Here is a 20,442-nt window from a genome sequence, read left to right on the forward strand (position 1 = left end):
ACATGTCAACCATGCGTAGTCTGACATTCGACGCCATCATCATCGGCGGCGGCGGCGCCGGCATGCGTGCCGCTCTCGAGCTGGCCAAGTCCGGCAAGAAGACCGCCGTGCTGTCCAAGGTCTTCCCGACTCGTTCGCACACCGTATCCGCCCAGGGCGGCATTACCTGTGCCATCGCGTCCGCCGACCCCAACGATGACTGGCGCTGGCACATGTACGACACCGTCAAGGGTGGCGACTACATCACAGACCAGGATGCCGCCGAGTACATGTGCTCCGAGGGCCCCAAGGCGGTCTTCGAGCTCGAGCACATGGGCCTGCCGTTCTCGCGCTTCGATAATGGGCGGATCTATCAGCGCCCCTTCGGCGGTCAGTCCAAGAATTTTGGTGAAGGAGGGCAGGCGGCTCGCACCTGTGCCGCGGCCGACCGTACCGGCCATGCCCTGCTGCACACCCTGTATCAGAACAACCTGAAGAACAACACCACCTTCCTCAACGAGTGGTTTGCGGTAGATCTGGTCAAGAATGCCGATGGCGACGTGGTGGGCTGTATCGCCATGTGCATCGAGACCGGTGAAGTGGTGCACGTCAAGTCCAAGGCCACCGTGCTGGCCACCGGCGGTGCCGGGCGTATCTACGCCTCGACCACCAACGCCTTGATCAATACCGGCGACGGTATCGGCATGGCGCTGCGCGCCGGCTTCCCCATGCAGGACATGGAGATGTGGCAGTTCCACCCCACCGGCATCTACGGTGCCGGCGTGCTGGTGACCGAGGGCTGCCGCGGCGAGGGTGGCTACCTGGTCAACAAGGATGGCGAGCGCTTCATGGAACGCTATGCGCCCAACGCCAAGGACCTGGCCGGTCGTGATGTAGTGGCACGCTCCATGGTCATGGAGATACTCGAAGGCCGTGGCTGCGGCGAGAATGGCGATCACGTCTATCTCAAGCTTGACCACCTCGGTGAAGAGGTGCTCAACAAACGCCTGCCCGGCATCAGCGAGCTGTCGAAGATCTTCGCCCACGCCGATCCGACCAAGGCGCCGATTCCGGTGGTGCCGACCTGCCATTACATGATGGGCGGCATCCCCACCAACGTTCATGGCCAGGCGATCATGCAGGATGCCGACGGCAACGACCAGATCGTGGGCGGCCTGTTCGCCTGTGGCGAGGCGGCCTGCGTCTCGGTTCACGGCGCCAACCGCCTGGGTGGCAACTCGCTGCTCGACCTGGTGGTGTTCGGCCGTGCTGCCGGCATGTTCATCGAGAGTGCACTCAATGAAGGGGTCGAGTACCTCGACGCCAGTGAGTCCGACATCGACAGCGCCATGACCCGCATCAATCGCTGGAACGAGTCCAGTGGCGGCGAGTCGGTCGCCGATCTCAAGGTCGAGCTGCAGAGCATCATGCAGAACGCCTTCGGCGTATTCCGTCAGGAAGACAACATGCAGGAAGGCGTCAAGAAGCTTGCCGAGCTGCGCGGCCGTATCGCCGAAGCGCACCTGGTCGACAAGTCCGGCGCCTTCAACACGGCGCGCATCGAGGCCCTGGAGCTGGACAACCTGATGGAAGTCGCCGAAGCGACCGCCATTGCGGCACTGGAGCGCAAGGAGAGCCGTGGCGCGCACTCTCGCTACGACTATCCGGACCGCGACGATGTCAACTGGCTGAAGCACTCCATGTACTTCCCGCTCGAGAAGAAGGTCGGTAAGCGAGACGTCAACTTCAAGCCGAAGACCGTTGACACCTTCGAGCCCAAAATCCGCACCTATTAAGGGGGAGTCACGATGTCCATGCTTCAGGTATCCATTTACCGCTACAATCCGGAAACCGACTCCGCACCTTATATGCAGGAGTATCAGGTGGACACCCAGGGCCGTGACCTGATGGTCCTGAACATTCTGGAGATGCTCAAGGCCGAGGACACTACCCTCGCTTATCGTCGTAGTTGCCGCGAAGGCGTGTGCGGCTCCGACGGCATGAACATGAACGGCAAGAATGGCCTGGCCTGCATCACCTCGCTGTCCGATGTGGTCAAGAACAACAAGCTGGTGCTGCGGCCGCTGCCGGGTCTGCCCGTGGTGCGCGACCTGGCGGTCGACATGGGGCTGTTCTACAAGCAGTACGAGCGCATTCAGCCGTACCTGCAGAACGACGAACCGGCGCCCGCCATCGAGCGCCTGCAGTCGCCGGAGGAACGCGACAAGCTGGACGGTCTCTACGAGTGCATCCTGTGCGCCTGCTGTTCGACCTCCTGCCCGTCGTTCTGGTGGAATCCGGACAAGTTCGTCGGCCCGGCGGGCCTGCTACAGTCCTACCGCTTCCTGGCCGACTCGCGGGATACCGCCACCCAGGCGCGCCTTGCCGAGCTGCAGGATCCGTTCAGCGTATTCCGTTGCCGCGGGATCATGAATTGTGTGGCGGTGTGCCCCAAGGGGCTCAATCCGACACGTGCCATCGGCAAGATCCGTGACATGCTGCTTGCGAATGCCACTTAAAACGTGGCCAAGGGCTTGCTATCATGGCTGCCGGAATCTGGCTGCGGCGAGTTGCCGCGGTCGTTTCCCGTGCGGTAATTCAAGAGCCGGTGCCATAGGTACCGGCTCTTGACCATGGAATTCAAGGATTCCGGCCTGGCGGCCGGAACCGCCGGCTAAGGAAGACGCCCTTCCGGCAGGGCACCAGCCAAGCCGTCGCGGCTGGCCCGTGACGGCGCCGACAACACCCCATCAGTGCAGGGTGACCGAGAGATGCAACAAGGCATAATGGAGTTGATGTGGAACAGCTCCCACGTGAGCGGCAGCAACGTTCACTATGTGGAAGCGCTCTACGAGCAATACCTCGCCGACCCAGGTTCCGTCCCCGAAGAGTGGCGAACCTACTTCGACCAGCTGCCCACTGCGGAAGGCGGCTCTACCTCCGATGTTCCCCTCAGTCCCATCCGCGATCAGTTCGCGCAGTTGGGACGCTCACGCCGAACGACGACGGCTGCCGCCGCTGAAAGCGGAGAAGGCAAGAAGCAGGTCAAGGTCCTGCAGCTGATCAACGCCTATCGCTTCCGGGGCCACCAGAAGGCCGATATCGACCCGCTTGACCTGCGTAGCCCGGTACCGGTTCCCGACCTGGATCTCTCCTTTCACCAGCTCTCGAAGGCTGATCTGGATACCGAGTTCCAGACCGGTTCCTTCTTCATGGGGCTGGACACGGCACCGCTGCGTGAGATCGTCGAGGCGCTGGAGCAGACCTACTGTCGCTCCATCGGCTGCGAGGTCATGCACATCGTCGATACCGAAGAGAAGCGCTGGCTTCAGCAGCGGTTCGAGTCGGTGCGTTCGTCGCCCAAGTACAGCGATGAGGTGCGCAAGCACCTGCTGGAACGCCTCACCGCTGCCGAGGGGCTGGAGAACTACCTGGCGTCCAAGTATCCGGGCACCAAGCGCTTCGGCCTGGAGGGCGGCGAGTCCTTCATCCCGATGATGGACGAGCTGATCCAGCGCGGTGGCGGCTACGGTGTCAAGGAAGTGGTCATCGGCATGGCCCACCGCGGGCGCCTGAACCTGCTGGTCAATATCCTCGGCAAGAACCCGTCAGAGCTGATCGACGAGTTCGACGGCAAGAAGATCATCGAGCGCGGCTCCGGTGACGTCAAGTACCACCAGGGCTTCAGTTCCAACGTGATGACACCGGGTGGCGAAGTCCATCTGGCGCTGGCCTTCAACCCCTCCCACCTGGAGATCGTCTCTCCCGTGGTCGAGGGCTCCGTACGGGCGCGCCAGGACCGCCGTGACGACCTGGAAGGCACCAAGGTGCTGCCGATCAATATCCATGGTGACGCGGCCTTCGCCGGTCAGGGCGTGGTCATGGAGACGTTCCAGATGTCCCAGACCCGTGCCTACAAGACCGGTGGGACGATTCATGTCGTCATCAACAACCAGGTCGGCTTCACCACCTCGCATCCTCAGGACACGCGCTCTACCGAGTACTGCACCGACATCGCCAAGATGGTTCAGGCACCGATCTTCCACGTCAATGGCGACGATCCGGATGCCGTGCTGCATGCGACACAGGTGGCGCTGGACTACCGTCAGCAGTTCAAGAAGGACGTGGTTATCGACCTGGTCTGCTATCGCCGCCGGGGCCACAACGAGGCCGACGAGCCTTCCGGCACCCAGCCGATGATGTATCGCAAGATCAAGGAACACCCGTCGTCGCGTACGCTCTATGCCCAGCGCCTGGTGGAGCAGGGCGTTCTCTCCGAAGAAGACGCCAAGGCGATGATCGAGACCTATCGCGAGGATCTGATGGCCGGCAACCATGTGGCCAACGCCCTGGTGCAGGAGCCCAATACCTCGCTGTTCGTCGACTGGCAACCGTACCTGGGTCATGAGTGGTCCGGCCATGCGGAAACTGGCGTCGAGATGAAGCGCCTTCAGCGTCTTGCTGGCAAGATGTGTGAGATTCCCGACGGCGTCGAGGTGCAGCGCCAGGTGGTCAAGATCTACGAAGACCGTCGCAAGATGCAGGCCGGCGGATTGGGCCTCAACTGGGGCTTTGCCGAAACCCTGGCCTACGCCACGCTGCTCGATGAAGGTCATCCGGTGCGTATCACCGGTCAGGACGTGGGTCGCGGTACCTTCTCTCACCGCCACGCGGTGGTGCATAACCAGAAGGATGGCAGCGTCCATGTGCCACTGCAGCACATGGCCGATGGCCAGCCGCGCTTCACCATCCACGACTCCTTCCTCTCGGAGGAGGCCGTACTGGCGTTCGAGTATGGCTATGCGACAACAGCGCCTAATCACCTGGTGATCTGGGAAGCGCAGTTCGGCGACTTCTTCAACGGCGCCCAGGTGGTGGTCGATCAGTTCATTTCCTCCGGTGAAACCAAGTGGGGGCGCCTGTGCGGCTTGACCATGCTGCTGCCTCACGGCTATGAGGGGCAGGGTCCGGAGCACTCCTCCGCGCGGCTCGAGCGCTTCCTGCAGATGTGTGCTGAGCACAACATGCAGGTCTGTGTGCCGACCACGCCGGCGCAGATATTCCATCTGCTGCGCCGCCAGGTGATCCGCAAGCTGAGAAAGCCGTTGGTGGTGATGACGCCCAAGAGCCTGTTGCGGCATAAAGAAGCCACATCCAGCCTGGACGACCTGGCCAACGGTCACTTCCACATGGTGTTGCCGGATCAGGGCAGCCTTGATGCCCAGCGGGTCAAGCGCGTCATCATGTGCGCAGGCAAGGTCTACTACGACCTGGCGGCCTGGCGTGAAGAGAACCAGCGTGACGATACCGCGATCCTGCGTATCGAACAGCTCTACCCCTTCCCCAAGGAGGAGCTCTTCGAGGCGCTCAAGGATTACGTCAACCTCGAGTCGATGGTGTGGTGTCAGGAAGAGCCGCTCAACCAGGGGGCCTGGTACTCGAGTCAGCACCATATGCGGGCCGTGGCCGACATGCTCAAGAACGGCCTGGGTGGCGAGCTGAAATTCGCCGGTCGTCCGGCGTCGGCGGCACCCGCAGCGGGCTACATGTCCGTGCATACCGAACAGCAGCGCCAGCTGGTCGAAGACGCCTTCACCATCTAAGGCGATTCACCAGAACGAGAGAGATCACACAAGGGAAACGACATGGCTACCGAGATCAAAGCGCCCACCTTTCCGGAATCCGTTGCCGAAGGCAGCGTAGCTGCCTGGCACAAGAAGCCCGGAGACAGGGTCGAGCGCGATGAACTGATCGTCGAGATTGAAACGGACAAGGTGGTGCTCGAGGTCCTGGCGCCCGAGGCCGGCACGCTAAGTGAGGTAACGGCTGAGGAGGGTGACACCGTCCAGTCCGAGCAAGTGCTCGGCAGGATCGGTGAGGGCAAGGCAGCTGGCGGGAAAGAAAAGGACGACAACAAGAACGAGAAGAAAACCGACGCCAAGGCCGACCAGAAGGCGACAGCAAAGAGCGATGCCAAGGCCGACAAGCCGGCCAGTGGTGGCAAGCAGCACCAGGTGAAGGCGCCCACCTTCCCCGAATCGATCCAGGAGGGCACCGTGGCCACCTGGCACAAGCAGGTGGGCGAGGCGGTCAAGCGCGATGACGTGCTGGCTGATATCGAAACCGACAAGGTAGTGCTTGAGGTGGTGGCGCCGGCCGATGGTGCGCTTGCCGAAATCAAGGCCGAAGAGGGCAGCCAGGTCGAATCCGAGGCTGTGCTGGCGACCTTCACCGAAGGTGCGGGGGGCGACGCCGCCGCGCCGGCCGAAGCAGACGCCTCAGGCGGTGACGAAGGCGTGGACGAGAAGGTGGGTGACAAGATCCTGGCACCGGCAGCGCGCAAGATGGTTGCCGAGCATGACCTCGACGTCAGCAAGATCGAGGGCACCGGCAAGGGTGGCCGCATCCTCAAGGAGGACGTGCAGCGTGCCGTCCAGGCGGGCACTGCGAAGAAAGCCGCTGCACCGTCCACCGCGCCCAAGCAGGCGGCCTCCGCCGCGCCGCCGGCCTTCGAAGGCGAGCGCCCCGAGAAGCGGGTGCCGATGAGCCGCCTGCGCAAGACCATCGCCAAGCGCCTGGTCGAGGCACAGCAGACCGCCGCCATGCTGACCACCTACAACGAGGTGGACATGGGCGCGGTAATGAGCCTGCGGGCCCAGTACAAAGACACCTTCCTCAAGGCCCACGACACCAAGCTCGGCTTCATGGGCTTCTTCGTCAAGGCGGCCAGCGAAGCACTCAAGCGCTTCCCGGACGTCAACGCCTCCATCGATGGCAGCGATATCGTCTATCACGGCTATCAGGACATCGGCGTGGCGGTCTCCACCGACCGCGGCCTGGTGGTGCCGGTGCTGCGGGATACCGACAGCATGAAGATCGCCGACGTCGAAAAGGGCATCGTCGACTTCGGCAAGCGGGCGCGCGACGGCAAGCTCGGCATCGACGAGATGCAGGGCGGTACCTTTACCATCACCAACGGTGGGATCTTCGGCTCGCTGATGTCGACTCCGATTATCAACCCGCCACAGACCGCCATCCTGGGCATGCACAAGATTCAGGATCGCCCCATGGCGGTGAATGGCAAGGTGGAAATTCGTCCGATGATGTATCTGGCACTCTCCTATGATCACCGCATGATCGATGGCAAGGACGCAGTACAGTTCCTGGTCACCATCAAGGAGCTGCTGGAAGACCCGGCCCGTCTGCTGCTGGATGTCTGAGCGCGACGCCCGACTCAACGGACTCAAACGCGAACCGATCAAGGAAAACCACATGGCCGATAAATTTGATGTGATCGTCATTGGTGCGGGCCCCGGGGGCTACGTGGCCGCCATCCGTGCCGCCCAGCTGGGATTGAAGACCGCCTGCGTCGAGAAGTGGATCGGCAAGGAAGGCAAGGTCGTCTTCGGCGGTACCTGCCTGAACGTGGGCTGCATTCCCTCCAAGGCGCTGCTCGAGGCTTCCCACAAGTTCGTCGAAGCCAAGCACGACTTCTCCGATATGGGCATCGAGGCCGGTGACGTCAGCATGGACGTCAAGAAGATGATGGCCCGCAAGGACAAGATCGTGAGCAACCTCACCGGCGGTATCGCCGGGTTGTTCAAGGCCAACGGCGTGACCGGTATCGAGGGCACCGGCAAGGTTGTCGGCGCGAAGCAGGTCGAGGTCACGGACAAGGACGGCAAGGCCACCACCTACGAGGCCGACAATATCGTCATTGCCGCTGGCTCGGTGCCGGTCGAGATACCCCCGACCCCGCTGACCGAGGGCCTGATCGTCGATTCCACCGGTGCCCTGGAGTTCCAGGACGTGCCGAAGCGTCTTGGCGTGATCGGCGCCGGTGTCATCGGCCTGGAGCTGGGCAGCGTCTGGAGCCGTCTGGGCAGTGAAGTGACGGTGCTCGAGGCCATGGACAGCTTCCTGCCGATGGTGGATAGCGCCATTGCCAAGGAGACCCAGAAGCTGCTCAAGAAGCAGGGCCTGGACATCAAGCTGGGGGCGCGCGTCACCGGCTCCGAAGTCAAGGGCAAGGAAGTCGTCGTCAAATACTCCGATGCCGAAGGCGAGCAGGAAATGACCTTCGACAAGCTGATCGTCTGTGTCGGTCGTCGCCCCTATACCAAGGGTGTGGTGGCGGACGGTGTCGGCGTTGGCCTTGACGAGCGCGGTTTCATCCATGTGGATGACCAGTGTCGTACCAGCGTGCCGGGTGTCTATGCCATCGGCGACTGCGTGCGTGGTCAGATGCTGGCCCACAAGGCCTCCGAAGAGGGGATCATGGTTGCTGACATCATCGCTGGTCACAAGGCCGAGATGAACTACGATGCCATCCCCTGCGTCATCTACACCTTCCCGGAGGTGGCCTGGGTCGGCATGACTGAGCAGGATGCCAAGGCCAAGGGCATCGAGGTCAAGACCGGTTCCTTCCCGTTTGCCGCCAGCGGTCGCGCCATGGCCAATAACGCGACGGAAGGTCAAGCCAAGATCATCGCCGATGCTGAGACCGATCGGATTCTGGGTATGCATATCGTTGGTCAGCATGCGGGCGAGATGATCGCCCAGGGCGTGATCGCCCTGGAGTTCGGTTCCAGCGCCGAGGATCTGGCACTGACCTGCTACGCCCACCCGACCATGTCGGAAGCCGTGCATGAAGCCGCTCTGGCGGTGGAAGGGCATGCCATCCACATGGCCAACCGCAAGAAGCGCAAGTAAGCCAGCTCGCGCGCGGCTCAATAACAACACGGATTAGGCAACAACAAGCGTCGCCCATGCGGGTGGCGCGTCGTACCCGGCCATGTATCGGGTACGAACGGGGGTAACCCGGGATAGACCGCATCCGGCGGTATTCCGCGGTTGCCGTTCGAGTCACATGCAACCAATGGCATGAATCGATGAACCTTCACGAATATCAAGGCAAGCAGCTGTTTGCCGACTATGGTCTTCCAGTATCCAAGGGCTTCGCAGTCGACACACCCGAGGAAGCGGCGGAAGCGTGCAAGAAGATCGGCGGCGAGAAGTGGGTCGTCAAGGCCCAGGTTCACGCAGGTGGCCGCGGCAAGGCCGGCGGCGTCAAGCTGATCAAGAGCCCGGAGGAGGCCAAGGCCTTCGCCGAGCAGTGGCTGGGCAAGAACCTGGTGACCTTCCAGACCGACGAAAAGGGTCAGCCGGTCGCCAAGATCCTGGTCGAGAACTGCACCGATATCGCCAATGAGCTCTACCTGGGCGCCGTGGTCGACCGCACCACCCGTCGCGTGGTCTTCATGGCCTCCACCGAGGGCGGCGTCGAGATCGAGAAGGTCGCCGAGGAAACCCCCGAGAAGATCCTCAAGGCAGAGGTTGACCCGCTGGTCGGTGCTCAACCCTACCAGGCCCGTGAGCTGGCTTTCGCCCTGGGCCTCAAGGGCGATCAGGTCAAGCAGTTCACCAAGATCTTCCTGGGTCTCTCCCGCCTGTTCCACGAGAAGGACCTGGCGCTGCTCGAGATCAACCCGCTGGTGATCACCGACGAAGGCAACCTGCACTGTCTGGATGCCAAGCTCGGCCTGGACAGCAACGCGATGTACCGTCATCCGGACCTGCAGGCCATGCGCGACCCGTCCCAGGAAGACGAGCGCGAAGCCGAAGCCGCCGCCTGGGACCTCAACTACGTGGCCCTGGAAGGCAATATCGGCTGCATGGTCAACGGCGCTGGCCTGGCCATGGGCACCATGGACATCATCAAGCTCAACGGCGGTCAGCCCGCGAACTTCCTCGATGTGGGCGGCGGTGCGACCAAGGAGCGCGTGGCGGAAGCCTTCAAGCTCATCCTCTCCGACGACTCCGTGAAGGCCGTGCTGGTCAACATCTTCGGCGGCATTGTGCGTTGCGACATGATCGCCGAGGGCATCATCGGTGCCGTCGAGCAGGTCGGCGTCAACGTGCCGGTGGTGGTGCGTCTGGAAGGTAACAACGCCGAGCTGGGTGCCGAGAAGCTGGCCTCCAGCGGTCTGAACATCATCGCTGCTACCAGCCTGACTGACGCGGCACAGCAAGTCGTCAACGCGGCGGAGGGCAAGTAATGAGTATCCTGATCGACAAGAACACCAAGGTCATCTGCCAGGGCTTCACCGGTGGCCAGGGGACCTTCCACTCCGAGCAGGCGCTTGCCTACGGTACCCAGATGGTCGGCGGCGTGACACCGGGCAAGGGCGGCCAGGAGCACCTGGGCCTGCCGGTGTTCAACACCGTCAAGGAGGCGGTCGAGAAGACCGGCGCCGAGGCCAGCGTGATCTACGTCCCGGCACCGTTCTGCAAGGACTCGATCCTGGAAGCCGCCAACGCGGGTATCAAGCTGATCGTCTGCATCACCGAGGGCATCCCGACCCTGGACATGCTCGACGTCAAGGTGAAGTGCGACGAACTGGGCGTGCGGCTGATCGGCCCCAACTGCCCGGGCGTGATTACCCCGGGCGAGTGCAAGATCGGCATCATGCCGGGTCACATCCACCAGCCCGGCCGTGTCGGTATCGTCTCGCGCTCCGGCACCCTGACCTATGAAGCCGTCAAGCAGACCACCGATCACGGCTTCGGCCAGTCCACCTGCGTGGGCATCGGCGGCGACCCGATCCCGGGCTCCAACTTCATTGACATCCTCGAGCTGTTCGAGAAGGACCCGAAGACCGAAGCCATCGTGATGATCGGCGAGATCGGCGGCACCGCCGAGGAAGAGGCGGCAGCCTACATCAAGGCCAACGTCTCCAAGCCAGTGGTCTCCTACATTGCCGGCGTCACGGCGCCTCCGGGCAAGCGCATGGGCCATGCCGGTGCCATCATCTCCGGTGGCAAGGGTACCGCGGACGAGAAGTTCGCCGCCCTGGAAGATGCCGGTGTGCGCACCGTGCGTTCGCTGGCCGAGATCGGCGATGCCTTGAAGGAAGTGACCGGCTGGTAAGCCAAGCTTTCGACAGACATGCCAAAGGGCGCCCTCGGGCGCCTTTTTTCATCTCAAAAAGGCTGTGTCGGAGCTTGCGTTGAGACACATCTCCCAGCGTGCGCTGGTTACCCGTCAAGGGTGAGCGTAGTGTTTATTACACAGATGCGGTTCTCGTTCTGTCGGGTGTGTCTTCTTGGAGTGAGTCGCAGATGGCAAACCAGTACGGTCCGACCAAGCTCCAGAAGGTCGAAACACCTGGCTGGAAGCTGGACTGCCAACGCGGGTTGATGGCCTTCGCTGCGTGGTGGCTGGCTGCGCTGCTGGTCAGTGGCCTGCTCCCGTCGATGTCGCCCAATTTGCCGATTTCACCGCTTTGGATGGCCAACTCGCTGGCCTATGGAACAGTTCTTGCCATTGGGCTGAAGCCAATCCCTTATTTTGGCCTTGCGGCCCTGACCTGGAACGTGGCACGCGGTGATGCTCCCCTGGAGATACTCGCAGGTACGGCTGCCTTCGTATTGCTGATGTTTTTTGTGGTGGAGTTCTCAGGATGGCTGGGACGACACGTCGAGCGAGATCGGGCTCGCCGTCTACTGCGTGTGCCGATTATCGCCATAATGAGCGCCACGCTCTTCACTTTGCTTGGAATCTGACAGTTTTCCAGCGGCCAGCCAGCGCCGGAACTGATCATTGGCCTGTGGCTCTCCGAGGCGACGTCGGTATTGCTCTTTACTCCTCTGGCGAGGCAGTGGCTGCGTTATGGAGTCCAGACCTGGATGCCACCCGAAGGGCAGTCGCGGCTCTGGCCAATGATGTTGGCCTGGTGTGCGTTGGCCATTGCCGTTCTTGCGTTGATCTCGGCTATGGACCGCATGCCATGGGTGCTCTCCAGTTGGCTGCCCTATTTGGCGCTGGTGATGCCAATCCTTGCCGTTTATCTGCTGCCGGTAGGGTTGCCCCGCCTGGTGGCGCCATTGTTTGTGTTGGCCTGGACGGTTGTGAACCTCAACTTGTACACAGACTCTGCAGGCGTATTGGATGAAACTGCCATGCTGCAGGGGCAGATGATCCTGTTCACGACCGCTCTGGTCGGGTTTCTTTCTATCGAAGCCGTTAACTCCTATCACCGTGCCAATCGGCGCCTGCAGCAGGCAAGTCGCCAGGATGGCCTGACAAGACTCAGCAATGATCTCGGCATGACGGAGTCTTTGGCGGGGCGGAAAGTCGATGAACCTCTTGCGTTGATTGGCATTCAGGTGCCGGACATCAATGATCTCGCCACGCTCATAGGGCTGGATGAGGTGCATGCCCTGGAGTGTTGCATTGCCGACACATTACGGGAAACGGTGCCTACAGGGTGTGTGGCATCGGCGCGTCTGCAGCCTGGTCTGTTTGCCTTGCTGGTGCCCTTGGACGAGGCGTCTGCAACGGTTGCCCATAACCTGCGCTACGCCCTGAACAGTGCGGAGCAGGACGGGAGGTTCAGCTTGGCTCGGCTCGAGCTGCGAGTGGTACTTGTGGAGGGTATCGAGAGCAACGATGCCCGACACCTGACTTCGATCCTGTTGATGGCTAGCGCCAAGGCGGCAAGTCAGGAGGGGGAGTACTTTTATCATCACCATGGCGAGCCGGAAACTCTGATCGAAGCCCATCGGGATGCCTTATATCTGGTCGGCCACCTCCGCGATGCCTTGGCCGGCGTCACGCACGGTGGTAATTATGAAATCTTCGCACAGCCGATCCTTGATATTTGGCAGCCAGAGGTGATTCGAGCTGAAGTATTGTTGCGCTGGCGCCATGCCGACGGCCGTCTGCTTGAAGCGGGAGAGTTTCTACCTGTCGCCGAGCATTTTGGTCTGATGCCTCGCCTGGATGCCTGGGTACTGTCAAAGGTACTGTCGATAATCAGTACGCACCCAGGAGGTGAAAGGCTTGATGAGGTGGCCATCAACCTTTCTGGGGACTCCCTGGCTGGTGTCGACCTGGTTCGTTCGCTCAGTGAATGTCTGGACCGATCTGGTTGGCCCGCGGAGCGTCTCTGCCTAGAGATTACTGAGTCAATGGTGATACACGATGTTCAGGTGGCGCGAGAGAATGTCATGCAGCTTCACACGCTGGGAATAAGCCTGGCCATCGATGATTTCGGTACGGGGCATGCCAGCTTTGCTTATCTGCAGGATTTTCCTGTTCAGGAATTGAAGATAGACGGTCGATTCACCAAGGGGATCGTGCAGCGTGGAATCGATCGTGAAGTGGTGCGGGCTACATGCGCCATCGCCGATTACCTTGGGGCGAGAGTGGTAGCCGAATTTGTCGAAACCTCTGACCAGATTGATGTGTTGTCGCAGCTTGGTGTCCACTGCTTCCAAGGCTATGGCATCTGCCGCCCCATCCCGTTGGAAGGGTATCTGGAAGGGTTGCAGAACGGTCGCAGTATGATAGGTGAGGAAGTGGCCCTGGCACAGTATCAGTCGCCAGGCGATTGATATCTAAGGGTGCTCATCTTGTTGTATGGGGCTTAGCAGTAAACCAGTGCTGTTCCGAAGAGCGGTTTCCGCTTTGAATGGGCACGGCTGATCCTGCCAAGGTCGGTAAGCCGTTGCACTCCGATCACATGTAACGCTGCCGCGCGCAGCAACGACTCCACAGGAGGCCCCATGGCCAAGGTACCTGCCGCCTATCAGGCGGCACGCGGCTCGATTCTGGACGTGGATCGTGATTTCTATGCTCGGCTGACCAACCCCGCTGGCCGCGAGCGGGTCGAGGCGTTGACCGTGCCGATTCGCGATGGGCGGGCGTGGAAGGTGCCGGCGGGACACGTGCTGCGCCTCTCGACCCTGGAAGGCCCTCAGGTCGGCGACTTCAACCTCTGGAGCTTGCACAATCCCCGCGAGCGCTTCTGGGCCTCGCGTACCCGGCAGCTGCAGCGCGCCCATGTCTCGACCTTCGACCGGCTCTGGTCGACGTTGCCCTACCTGCGCCCCATGGCGACGATTATCGACGACACCCTGGCTGGCTACGGCGTCGATGGCAGCGGCGTTGATGCGGAGGGCGGGCGGATCCACGACCTGCTGGGTACCCGCTGCGACCCCTACGTCAACCGCCTGCTCACCGGCGAGGACTTCGATCATCACTGCCACTCCAACCTGGTCCGCGCGGTGGCCCCCTTCGGCCTGACCGAGTTCGACGTCCACGATGTGCTCAACGTCTTCCAGTGCACCGGGCTCAACGACGACGACCAGTACTTCATGAAGGCGTGCCCGGCGAAGGAAGGCGATTACCTCGAGCTGTTCGCCGAGATCGATCTGCTCTGTGCCCTGTCATGCTGCCCTGGAGGCGACCTCTCCGTGGACCTGTGGGGCCCCAATGCGCGCGATCCGCTGGAAACCTGCCACCCTATCGGCGTCGAGGTATTTTGCCTGGATGCTTCGCTACTCCAGGGCTGGCAACCGCCAGAGCCTTCTCCTTATGCCGGGGGCCATGGCCAGCGCGGGCCAGCCATCGATTGGGCGGCGGAAAAGCGTGAGTTGGCGGCGCAGCATACACGCCGCTGACGGCCCCGGCGACATCGGTAAGGGGATGCCTAGCGGTAAGGGAACCTCTAGATCGAGTCGCTGAGGCTTCGGTCTCGGCCCGCCCGCTTGGCCTTGAGCAGTGCCTGGTCGGCACGCATCAGGGTGGTTTGATGGGGATCGCCGGGCCGGTGCTGGGACAATCCGGCACTGACCGTGACCGAAATTGTCTGGTCGCCGGCGCGTAGCGTTACCGCAGCGAGGCAGGAACGCAGCCGCTCCACGATACTGCGGGCTTCGTTGCGGTCGGTATCGGCCAGCAGGAGCAGGAACTCCTCTCCCCCCCATCGGGCGCACAGGTCGTAGTCGCGCAGGGTGGCGCTCAAGGTCTGGGTGATGGCCACCAGCAGTCGGTCGCCCACATCGTGGCCATGGCAGTCATTGATGCGCTTGAAGTGATCGATATCCAGCAGCGTCAGGGTGAACCGACGGCGCTGCCTGACAAATTCCTCCAGGCGCTCGATGATCAAGCGGCGATTGGGGAGGCCGGTCAGTGGGTCGTGGGTCGAGGCTTGGTGCAAGGCTTGATTGCGCTCATGCATGAGCGCCTGATAGCCATCGGAGATACGCGATAGCTTGCGTTGACGGCGCAGGGCTCGCTGGTAGCGTTGCTCGGTGACCTGGCGGGCCTCCATGGCCAGCGACTGATAGCGGTCGGAGATGTCGATCAGGCGCTGTACCTGCACTTGTTGGTCGCAATGGTGCAGGTAGAGGCGCTGCAGTGCGTCATGGAGCGGGTGACCGACATGTTCGGGGGAGTCGAGCAGGGCGGCAACCTGCGCCAGCAACGCGTCGTCCTCTTTGTCCTTCATGGCTCGCCCCTGACAGGAGTGATGGCGAAGGGGTAGCTGCAATCCTCACGAAACTCATCGGCCAGCTCGGCGATGCGTTCATTGCGAGCATCGTAGTGCCAGGTGACCGATACCGCGCGGCCCGTTTCGTAAGCTTCTTCCAGCAGGTCGAAGATGTCCATCATCGCTTTCACCGAGCTGGTGTTCAGATAGACCAGCGCGAGTTCCAGGTGCAGGGGACGCTGCTCGTCGGTGAGAAAGTGACGAACCCAGTGAATCACCTGGTCGAAGAGTTCGTAGGAGTTCTCCGGATAGGAATCGCCCCGCATGGTCAGGCGTCCGCCTTGCCAGTCACTATGAATGGTCGGCGTGGATTGGCTGCCGGGAATGTCGAGATCAGAAATCATGGTTGTCATGGCAAGGGTCAGATCGTGGCTGTCAGGCTGAAAAAGCTGCGTTGATTCGGCAGCGGCTGTAACTCGGCTTGCAAGGGGCTGCTGGACTTCCGGGCCATGTCGAGAAGGCCGAGGCCGGCCCCCTCATGACCTTCAGCATCCCTGGGGCGGCGCAGCTGCTGCTTATAGGCCTGCTTGAGTGCTTGCTTGTCCAGTAGGGCGAGCGCCTCGACAGTGGCAACCAGGCGCTCACCGTCGGCCCGCTCGACCAGGTTGCCGGCACTCACCTGATAGTGCCCTTGTCCGCTGTGTGCCACTGCCACCGTGGCCGCGGCCAGCTCCTCGTCATAGCCCTGGCTGCGGGCATAGTGACGGATGTTCTGGGTCATCTCGATGTAGACGGCGAAGACGTCCATGGCCGCAGAGGGGGCGGCTTTCTGGGTGTCCAGATAGTTGCGCAGTGCCTTGCCGATCTCTTCGATCAGGCTACGTGATATGGGGCCATTGAAGCACAGCATGATGCGATCATGCTGATAGCTCTCCCGCATACTCAGTAAATCCATGGCAATTCCTTGGCTTGCAATATATCCCCTAGCCGGGGCTGGGGGGGCGTGGAGAAACAGGTTCGGAGGCTTCCGGTGCCGTGCAGAATATCAGCAAGGTGATGTCGTCGCGTTGACCGTGAGGGCCTCTATAGTCGTCCAGTGCCTGCTCGAAAGCCGCCAACTGTGCATCGAGAGGCGCCGCTGCCTGGGAGCGCAGGAGCTCCTCGAAGCGGCCGTTACCGAAGCCAAAGCCGTGGTGGCCCCCGGCTTGATCGAGAAAGCCGTCGCTGCACAGATAATAGCGCCATCCCGGACTCAGCGGTACGTACTGGTTACAGTAGATGGCCGGTCGACGATGCCCAAGGGCACGTTTGTGGCCCTTGATGCGCTCGAGCTGCTGGCCGTCGCTGGCATAGAGATCGAGCTTGGCCCCGGCATAGGTCAAGCGGTGCCGGGGCGGATCGACCCAGACCAGGCCGATATCCATGTTTGTAGCGATGGAGGAGGGCAGTTGCGCCTCAGGCAGCAGCAGGCGTGACTGGCGATCGATCTCGTTGAGCAGGGCAGCCGGGTCGTCGGCCCCTTCCTGGGCGATGGCGTGGTCGATAATGGCGCGTGCCAGCATGGTCATCATGGCACCGGGCACGCCGTGGCCGGCGCAGTCTACGATGCCGATCAGATAGCCCTGCGGCGTGCCGCGAAAGACGTAGAAATCGCCGCCCACGGTATCGCGCGGTTTCCACAGTACGGCGTGACGAGAGGCAAGATGTTCACTGAGCTGAGCGTCGGGCAGGATGGCACGCTGGATGATGCTGGCGTACTGGATGGAGTCACCCAGCTTCTTGTGGGCGGCCGCCATGGCCGCATGTGCGGTTTCCAGCTCTTGCGTGCGTTCATGCACCTGGGATTCAAGATTTCGCGTGTAATCCTCCACCTGGCGCGCCATGTGCGAAAAGGCCTGGGAGAGCTCGCCGATCTCGTCGCGGCGTTCAGTGGGGAGCCGCGAGCGATAGTCGCCGTCGGCGATGGCGCGAGCCGACAGCGTCAGGCGCTGTAGTGGCGTCAGGATCAAGCGGTGAGTGGCATAGGCGAAGGCTGACGTCAGGATGGCGAGTATCAGCAGCAGGGCGCCAACCAGGGGCCAGAACCAGCGTCCTTCGAGAATGCTGGCGGCCTGCATGTCCAATGACGTGACCAGCAGCCACTGCAGCTCCGGGATGTAGCCCACCGAGAGCAGTCTCGGCTCGCCCCCGATATCGACGTGCAGGGTCCGGATATCGCCGGGTCGACGTATCGCCCCCTGCATTTCGCGCCTGAGGTCGTCTCGCTGGTCGGCGTTGTCGATCAAGGACTGGATATGCTGTTCATTGTCGGTATCGAAAGGGCTGCCGCCCGCACCGAGTGCTACGCGGGCCTGGTCGGGGTGGGCTCGTATCGTGCCACGGGGGTCGACGATCATCGGCGTCACCCCGGGAGCACTAGCACGGATGAAGTGTGCCAGGAAATTGTCCAGGTCGAGGGCGCCGCCGGCCAGGCCGAGCAGTTCGCCGTTGTCGCGTACCTTGACATTGACCCACAGCATACTGCGCTGCAGGACATGGTCGACGCTGATATCGATATCGAAGGTGGATGTGCTGGCCATGGTGTCGAAGTACCAAGCGTCCTCGCCTTCACTTCTGGAGAGACGGTAGCGGGGAAGCAGCTCGGCATCGCGTCGGTCGGCGAAGTAGTAGTCGTGGGTGGCGTGATCGATGATGAAGTAGGCGTTGCTACCGAACTGTTGGCGGAAACCTTCAGCTTCGGCCAGGAAGCGTGCGCGCCGTTCGGGATCATCCGGTTGACGTAGCCACTCGCGAGTGACCACCGAGTTGGCGAAACGCCGTGACAGGGCCAGTTCGCGTGATACGGGTGCAGAGATACGCTGCATCTGCAGCAGGGTGTACTGTTCGGCATAGGCCGTGGCGAAGTAGCGGCGTACCTCATCGACGGCCTTCCAACCGATGAACAGGGCTGGAATCAATGCCAGCAGGCATGCCAGCAGCAAGGTGGCGACCGACTTGCCACGCAGTCCGAGGTGTACCGCCATCACGTTGGCTTCCCTGTCCGGGTGGGCTCAGCCACCATTGTCATGCTTTTTCATTGCCTTACCTTAAACTCTGAGTACACGCGGTTCCTCATTCTTCCGTGCCCGCTTCGACGAGACCACCGGCAGGGGGGGGCTGCGGAGCCTCGTCGTACGAACCGATCTAGCGTTATCGACGGGTCGATGGCTCGCTATCAGGCGAGTTGTTTTTTCCATGCACGTTGACTATTCATCCGACAGGTCTATTATACCATCCATATGGATGGCTTATGGAATCCGCATAGATGATGGGGCAGAGTGCTCCATCCCTTGGTTAACGAGGTAAAACATATGAGCGTGCATGAGCTGCGGCGCAAGTCCGGCGACTCCAGCGAGAAGATCACCATCAACCTGGGGGTGGTCGACCTGGGGCAGATCGACCTGCTTGTCCAGGAAGGGTTCTATTCCAATCGCACCGACCTGATCCGCACGGCCATCCGTAACCAGCTGTCGACCCATGCCGAGGTGGTCAGGGAGACCGTGACTCGCAAGGCCTTCGTGCTGGGGCTCGAGCATTACAGCCGCGCGGATCTGGAAGCGCTGCAGTCGGCGGGAGAAACATTGCAGATTCAGGTCCTGGGCATGGCCAGCATTGCCGACGATGTATCGCCGGAGCTGGCCCGAGCCACCATCGAATCGGTGGTCGTCCTGGGCGCCCTGCATGCCAGCAAGGCGGTCAAGGCGGCCCTGGCGGATCGAATCCACTGAATCACTGAATAGGGACATTGACGATGATCGACGCAACGACGACACAACGAATGCAAGAAGCGACGCGGCTCACCCGCGCCGGGAAGCTGCATGAGGCCATGGCCATACTCCAGGGCACGATGCCTGGTGGGAAGAGTGGAACGGGGGGCGAGGAAGCGCGGGATACCTCCGCCTTTGTGCGTAACACCTTCGAGGGGAGCTGCCAGGTCATTGATGAGGAGGTGTCGGTGTCGAAGCCAGCGGCTGCCGAGTCGGTTTCGTACCGGACAGGTCCATCGTCAGCGGGAGGGGCGCCATCCTCGGCGTTTGGCCATACGCGAAAGCCGGCCTCTGGGACAATACCGGGCGGTGATATCGGGCTGCCTTCTGCCTGGCGCGACAAGTGGCGGCAGTTGCGTGATTCCATGGCCCAGCCCGAGCAGGCACGGGGCTCCAACGAGACAGCGCTGCCCGGCGCGTTCACCGCGGGTTGCTTTACCAACCATGCCGGCTCGCGCGATTACAAGCTGTATCTGCCCAGCGGCTATCACGGCCAGGCACTACCGCTGGTGGTAATGCTGCATGGCTGCACGCAGAACCCCGATGACTTCGCCACCGGGACCAACATGAACCGTCTTGCCGAAGAGCAGCGTTTTTGCGTGCTCTATCCGGCCCAGCCGGTGACCGCCAACAGTAACAAGTGCTGGAACTGGTTCAAGGCTGAAGACCAGCAGCGCGAGGGGGGGGAGCCGGCGATCCTTGCCGGCATGACCCGCCAGGTTACCGACACGTACGGGCTCGATGCGAGCCGGGCCTATGTCGCAGGACTATCGGCCGGTGGCGCCATGGCAACGACACTGGCGATGACCTATCCGGACCTCTATGCGGCGGTGGGCGTGCACTCCGGCCTGCCTCACGGCGTGGCCCGGAGTCTCCCCGATGCATTGGGGGCGATGCAGGGTGGCACAGGTCCCTTGGCCAACGCCTCATCGGCACGAGTGTCTGCATCGGTGTCGCGGGTGCCCGCCATCGTCTTCCACGGTGATCGCGACACCACGGTGCATCCCAGCAATGCGGATCGCGTTGCCGCTCAGTACGCCGCCTCGCGTGCGGCTGGCGAGTCGGCAAACGGTCGTGAGGGCAGTGCCGGGAAGACGGTGGAGCGGGGGCGGGTCCCCAATGGCTACGCCTATACGCAAACCAGCCATCAGGATGCGGATGGGCGGTCGTGCCTTGAGCAGTGGGTGATCCACGGTGCCGGCCATGCCTGGTCCGGGGGCGATGCACGCGGCTCCTACACGGACCCCAAGGGCCCCGATGCGGCCAAGGAGATGCTGCGTTTCTTCCTTTCCCATGCAACATCCGCGGATCGGTCAGGCCGTAGTACGCTCTGAAGAGCAGCTCATGTGACTTGGTCAGCAAGGAAAACGCCTCGACAC

At 62.0% G+C, this 20,442-nt stretch carries 16 protein-coding genes; 12 read left to right on the forward strand and 4 right to left on the reverse strand.

Annotated elements, in window-relative coordinates; all coding sequences use genetic code 11:
- The first annotated feature begins 2 nt into the window (after window positions 1-2).
- The 10 genes from sdhA to DU505_RS09145 all read left to right on the forward strand — a co-directional run bounded on the left by sdhA (window position 3) and on the right by DU505_RS09145 (window position 14,445).
- Window positions 3-1,775 (forward strand): succinate dehydrogenase flavoprotein subunit, encoded by a 1,773-nt coding sequence (sdhA, locus tag DU505_RS09100; RefSeq protein WP_114478679.1) that lies wholly within the window; start codon window positions 3-5, stop codon window positions 1,773-1,775.
- Window positions 1,776-1,787: 12 nt separating this feature from the next.
- Window positions 1,788-2,498 carry a succinate dehydrogenase iron-sulfur subunit gene (locus DU505_RS09105; RefSeq protein ID WP_114478680.1) on the forward strand — a complete coding sequence of 237 codons (711 nt, stop codon included), beginning with the start codon at window positions 1,788-1,790 and terminating at the stop codon, window positions 2,496-2,498.
- 252 nt (window positions 2,499-2,750) lie between these two features.
- Entirely contained in the window at window positions 2,751-5,582 is a 2,832-nt protein-coding gene (locus DU505_RS09110) for a 2-oxoglutarate dehydrogenase E1 component (RefSeq protein ID WP_114478681.1), read from the forward strand.
- A 42-nt stretch (window positions 5,583-5,624) separates the two neighbouring features.
- Window positions 5,625-7,199, forward strand: a complete 1,575-nt coding sequence (gene odhB / locus DU505_RS09115) for a 2-oxoglutarate dehydrogenase complex dihydrolipoyllysine-residue succinyltransferase (RefSeq protein ID WP_114478682.1) — start codon at window positions 5,625-5,627, stop codon at window positions 7,197-7,199.
- Window positions 7,200-7,251: 52 nt separating this feature from the next.
- Window positions 7,252-8,691, forward strand: a complete 1,440-nt coding sequence (gene lpdA / locus DU505_RS09120) for a dihydrolipoyl dehydrogenase (RefSeq protein ID WP_114478817.1) — start codon at window positions 7,252-7,254, stop codon at window positions 8,689-8,691.
- 179 nt (window positions 8,692-8,870) lie between these two features.
- Complete coding sequence (gene sucC / locus DU505_RS09125) at window positions 8,871-10,037, forward strand: ADP-forming succinate--CoA ligase subunit beta (protein WP_114478683.1); 1,167 nt, start codon at window positions 8,871-8,873, stop codon at window positions 10,035-10,037.
- Entirely contained in the window at window positions 10,037-10,909 is an 873-nt protein-coding gene (sucD, locus tag DU505_RS09130; protein WP_114478684.1) for a succinate--CoA ligase subunit alpha, read from the forward strand. The genes sucC and sucD overlap by 1 nt, the downstream gene beginning before the upstream one ends.
- Window positions 10,910-11,100: 191 nt before the next feature.
- Window positions 11,101-11,544, forward strand: coding sequence for a hypothetical protein (locus DU505_RS09135; RefSeq protein ID WP_114478685.1), 444 nt, complete (start codon window positions 11,101-11,103; stop codon window positions 11,542-11,544).
- A 123-nt stretch (window positions 11,545-11,667) separates the two neighbouring features.
- The gene (locus tag DU505_RS09140) at window positions 11,668-13,377 is read left to right on the forward strand and encodes an EAL domain-containing protein (protein WP_114478686.1); all 1,710 of its coding nucleotides are present in this window, start codon (window positions 11,668-11,670) and stop codon (window positions 13,375-13,377) included.
- A 171-nt stretch (window positions 13,378-13,548) separates the two neighbouring features.
- Entirely contained in the window at window positions 13,549-14,445 is an 897-nt protein-coding gene (locus DU505_RS09145) for an urea carboxylase-associated family protein (protein ID WP_114478687.1), read from the forward strand.
- Between the two features lie 47 nt (window positions 14,446-14,492).
- On the opposite strand, the gene siaD is transcribed toward DU505_RS09145, so the two are convergent.
- The 4 genes from siaD to siaA are packed head-to-tail and all read right to left on the reverse strand — an operon-like array spanning window position 14,493 to window position 18,280.
- Window positions 14,493-15,275 carry a biofilm regulation diguanylate cyclase SiaD gene (gene siaD, locus DU505_RS09150; RefSeq protein ID WP_114478688.1) on the reverse strand — a complete coding sequence of 261 codons (783 nt, stop codon included), beginning with the start codon at window positions 15,273-15,275 and terminating at the stop codon, window positions 14,493-14,495.
- Window positions 15,272-15,670, reverse strand: a complete 399-nt coding sequence (gene siaC, locus DU505_RS09155) for a biofilm regulation phosphoprotein SiaC (protein WP_281271453.1) — start codon at window positions 15,668-15,670, stop codon at window positions 15,272-15,274. The genes siaD and siaC overlap by 4 nt, the downstream gene beginning before the upstream one ends.
- 8 nt (window positions 15,671-15,678) lie before the next feature.
- Window positions 15,679-16,212, reverse strand: coding sequence for a biofilm regulation protein kinase SiaB (gene siaB / locus DU505_RS09160; RefSeq protein WP_114478689.1), 534 nt, complete (start codon window positions 16,210-16,212; stop codon window positions 15,679-15,681).
- 28 nt (window positions 16,213-16,240) lie between these two features.
- Window positions 16,241-18,280, reverse strand: coding sequence for a biofilm regulation protein phosphatase SiaA (gene siaA / locus DU505_RS09165; protein ID WP_114478690.1), 2,040 nt, complete (start codon window positions 18,278-18,280; stop codon window positions 16,241-16,243).
- 327 nt (window positions 18,281-18,607) lie between these two features.
- On the opposite strand from siaA, the gene DU505_RS09170 reads away from it, so the two are divergent.
- The gene (locus DU505_RS09170; RefSeq protein WP_114478691.1) at window positions 18,608-19,024 is read left to right on the forward strand and encodes a CopG family transcriptional regulator; all 417 of its coding nucleotides are present in this window, start codon (window positions 18,608-18,610) and stop codon (window positions 19,022-19,024) included.
- Window positions 19,025-19,074: 50 nt separating this feature from the next.
- Complete coding sequence (locus tag DU505_RS09175; RefSeq protein ID WP_245947857.1) at window positions 19,075-20,397, forward strand: extracellular catalytic domain type 1 short-chain-length polyhydroxyalkanoate depolymerase; 1,323 nt, start codon at window positions 19,075-19,077, stop codon at window positions 20,395-20,397.
- Window positions 20,398-20,442: the final 45 nt, after the last annotated feature.

Origin of the sequence: Billgrantia montanilacus, from assembly GCF_003336675.1 — a bacterium.
GTDB classification, from domain to species: Bacteria; Pseudomonadota; Gammaproteobacteria; order Pseudomonadales; family Halomonadaceae; genus Halomonas; species Halomonas montanilacus.

Bases quoted from the DNA above. Each gene is read 5' to 3' on its own strand.
- sdhA (WP_114478679.1), top strand. From the start codon at position 3: ATGTCAACCATGCGTAGTCTGACATTCGACGCCATCATCATCGGCGGC.
- DU505_RS09105 (WP_114478680.1), top strand. From the start codon at position 1,788: ATGTCCATGCTTCAGGTATCCATTTACCGCTACAATCCGGAAACCGAC.
- DU505_RS09110 (WP_114478681.1), top strand. From the start codon at position 2,751: ATGCAACAAGGCATAATGGAGTTGATGTGGAACAGCTCCCACGTGAGC.
- odhB (WP_114478682.1), top strand. From the start codon at position 5,625: ATGGCTACCGAGATCAAAGCGCCCACCTTTCCGGAATCCGTTGCCGAA.
- lpdA (WP_114478817.1), top strand. From the start codon at position 7,252: ATGGCCGATAAATTTGATGTGATCGTCATTGGTGCGGGCCCCGGGGGC.
- sucC (WP_114478683.1), top strand. From the start codon at position 8,871: ATGAACCTTCACGAATATCAAGGCAAGCAGCTGTTTGCCGACTATGGT.
- sucD (WP_114478684.1), top strand. From the start codon at position 10,037: ATGAGTATCCTGATCGACAAGAACACCAAGGTCATCTGCCAGGGCTTC.
- DU505_RS09135 (WP_114478685.1), top strand. From the start codon at position 11,101: ATGGCAAACCAGTACGGTCCGACCAAGCTCCAGAAGGTCGAAACACCT.
- DU505_RS09140 (WP_114478686.1), top strand. From the start codon at position 11,668: ATGCCACCCGAAGGGCAGTCGCGGCTCTGGCCAATGATGTTGGCCTGG.
- DU505_RS09145 (WP_114478687.1), top strand. From the start codon at position 13,549: ATGGCCAAGGTACCTGCCGCCTATCAGGCGGCACGCGGCTCGATTCTG.
- siaD (WP_114478688.1), bottom strand. From the start codon at position 15,275: ATGAAGGACAAAGAGGACGACGCGTTGCTGGCGCAGGTTGCCGCCCTG.
- siaC (WP_281271453.1), bottom strand. From the start codon at position 15,670: ATGACAACCATGATTTCTGATCTCGACATTCCCGGCAGCCAATCCACG.
- siaB (WP_114478689.1), bottom strand. From the start codon at position 16,212: ATGGATTTACTGAGTATGCGGGAGAGCTATCAGCATGATCGCATCATG.
- siaA (WP_114478690.1), bottom strand. From the start codon at position 18,280: ATGGCGGTACACCTCGGACTGCGTGGCAAGTCGGTCGCCACCTTGCTG.
- DU505_RS09170 (WP_114478691.1), top strand. From the start codon at position 18,608: ATGAGCGTGCATGAGCTGCGGCGCAAGTCCGGCGACTCCAGCGAGAAG.
- DU505_RS09175 (WP_245947857.1), top strand. From the start codon at position 19,075: ATGCAAGAAGCGACGCGGCTCACCCGCGCCGGGAAGCTGCATGAGGCC.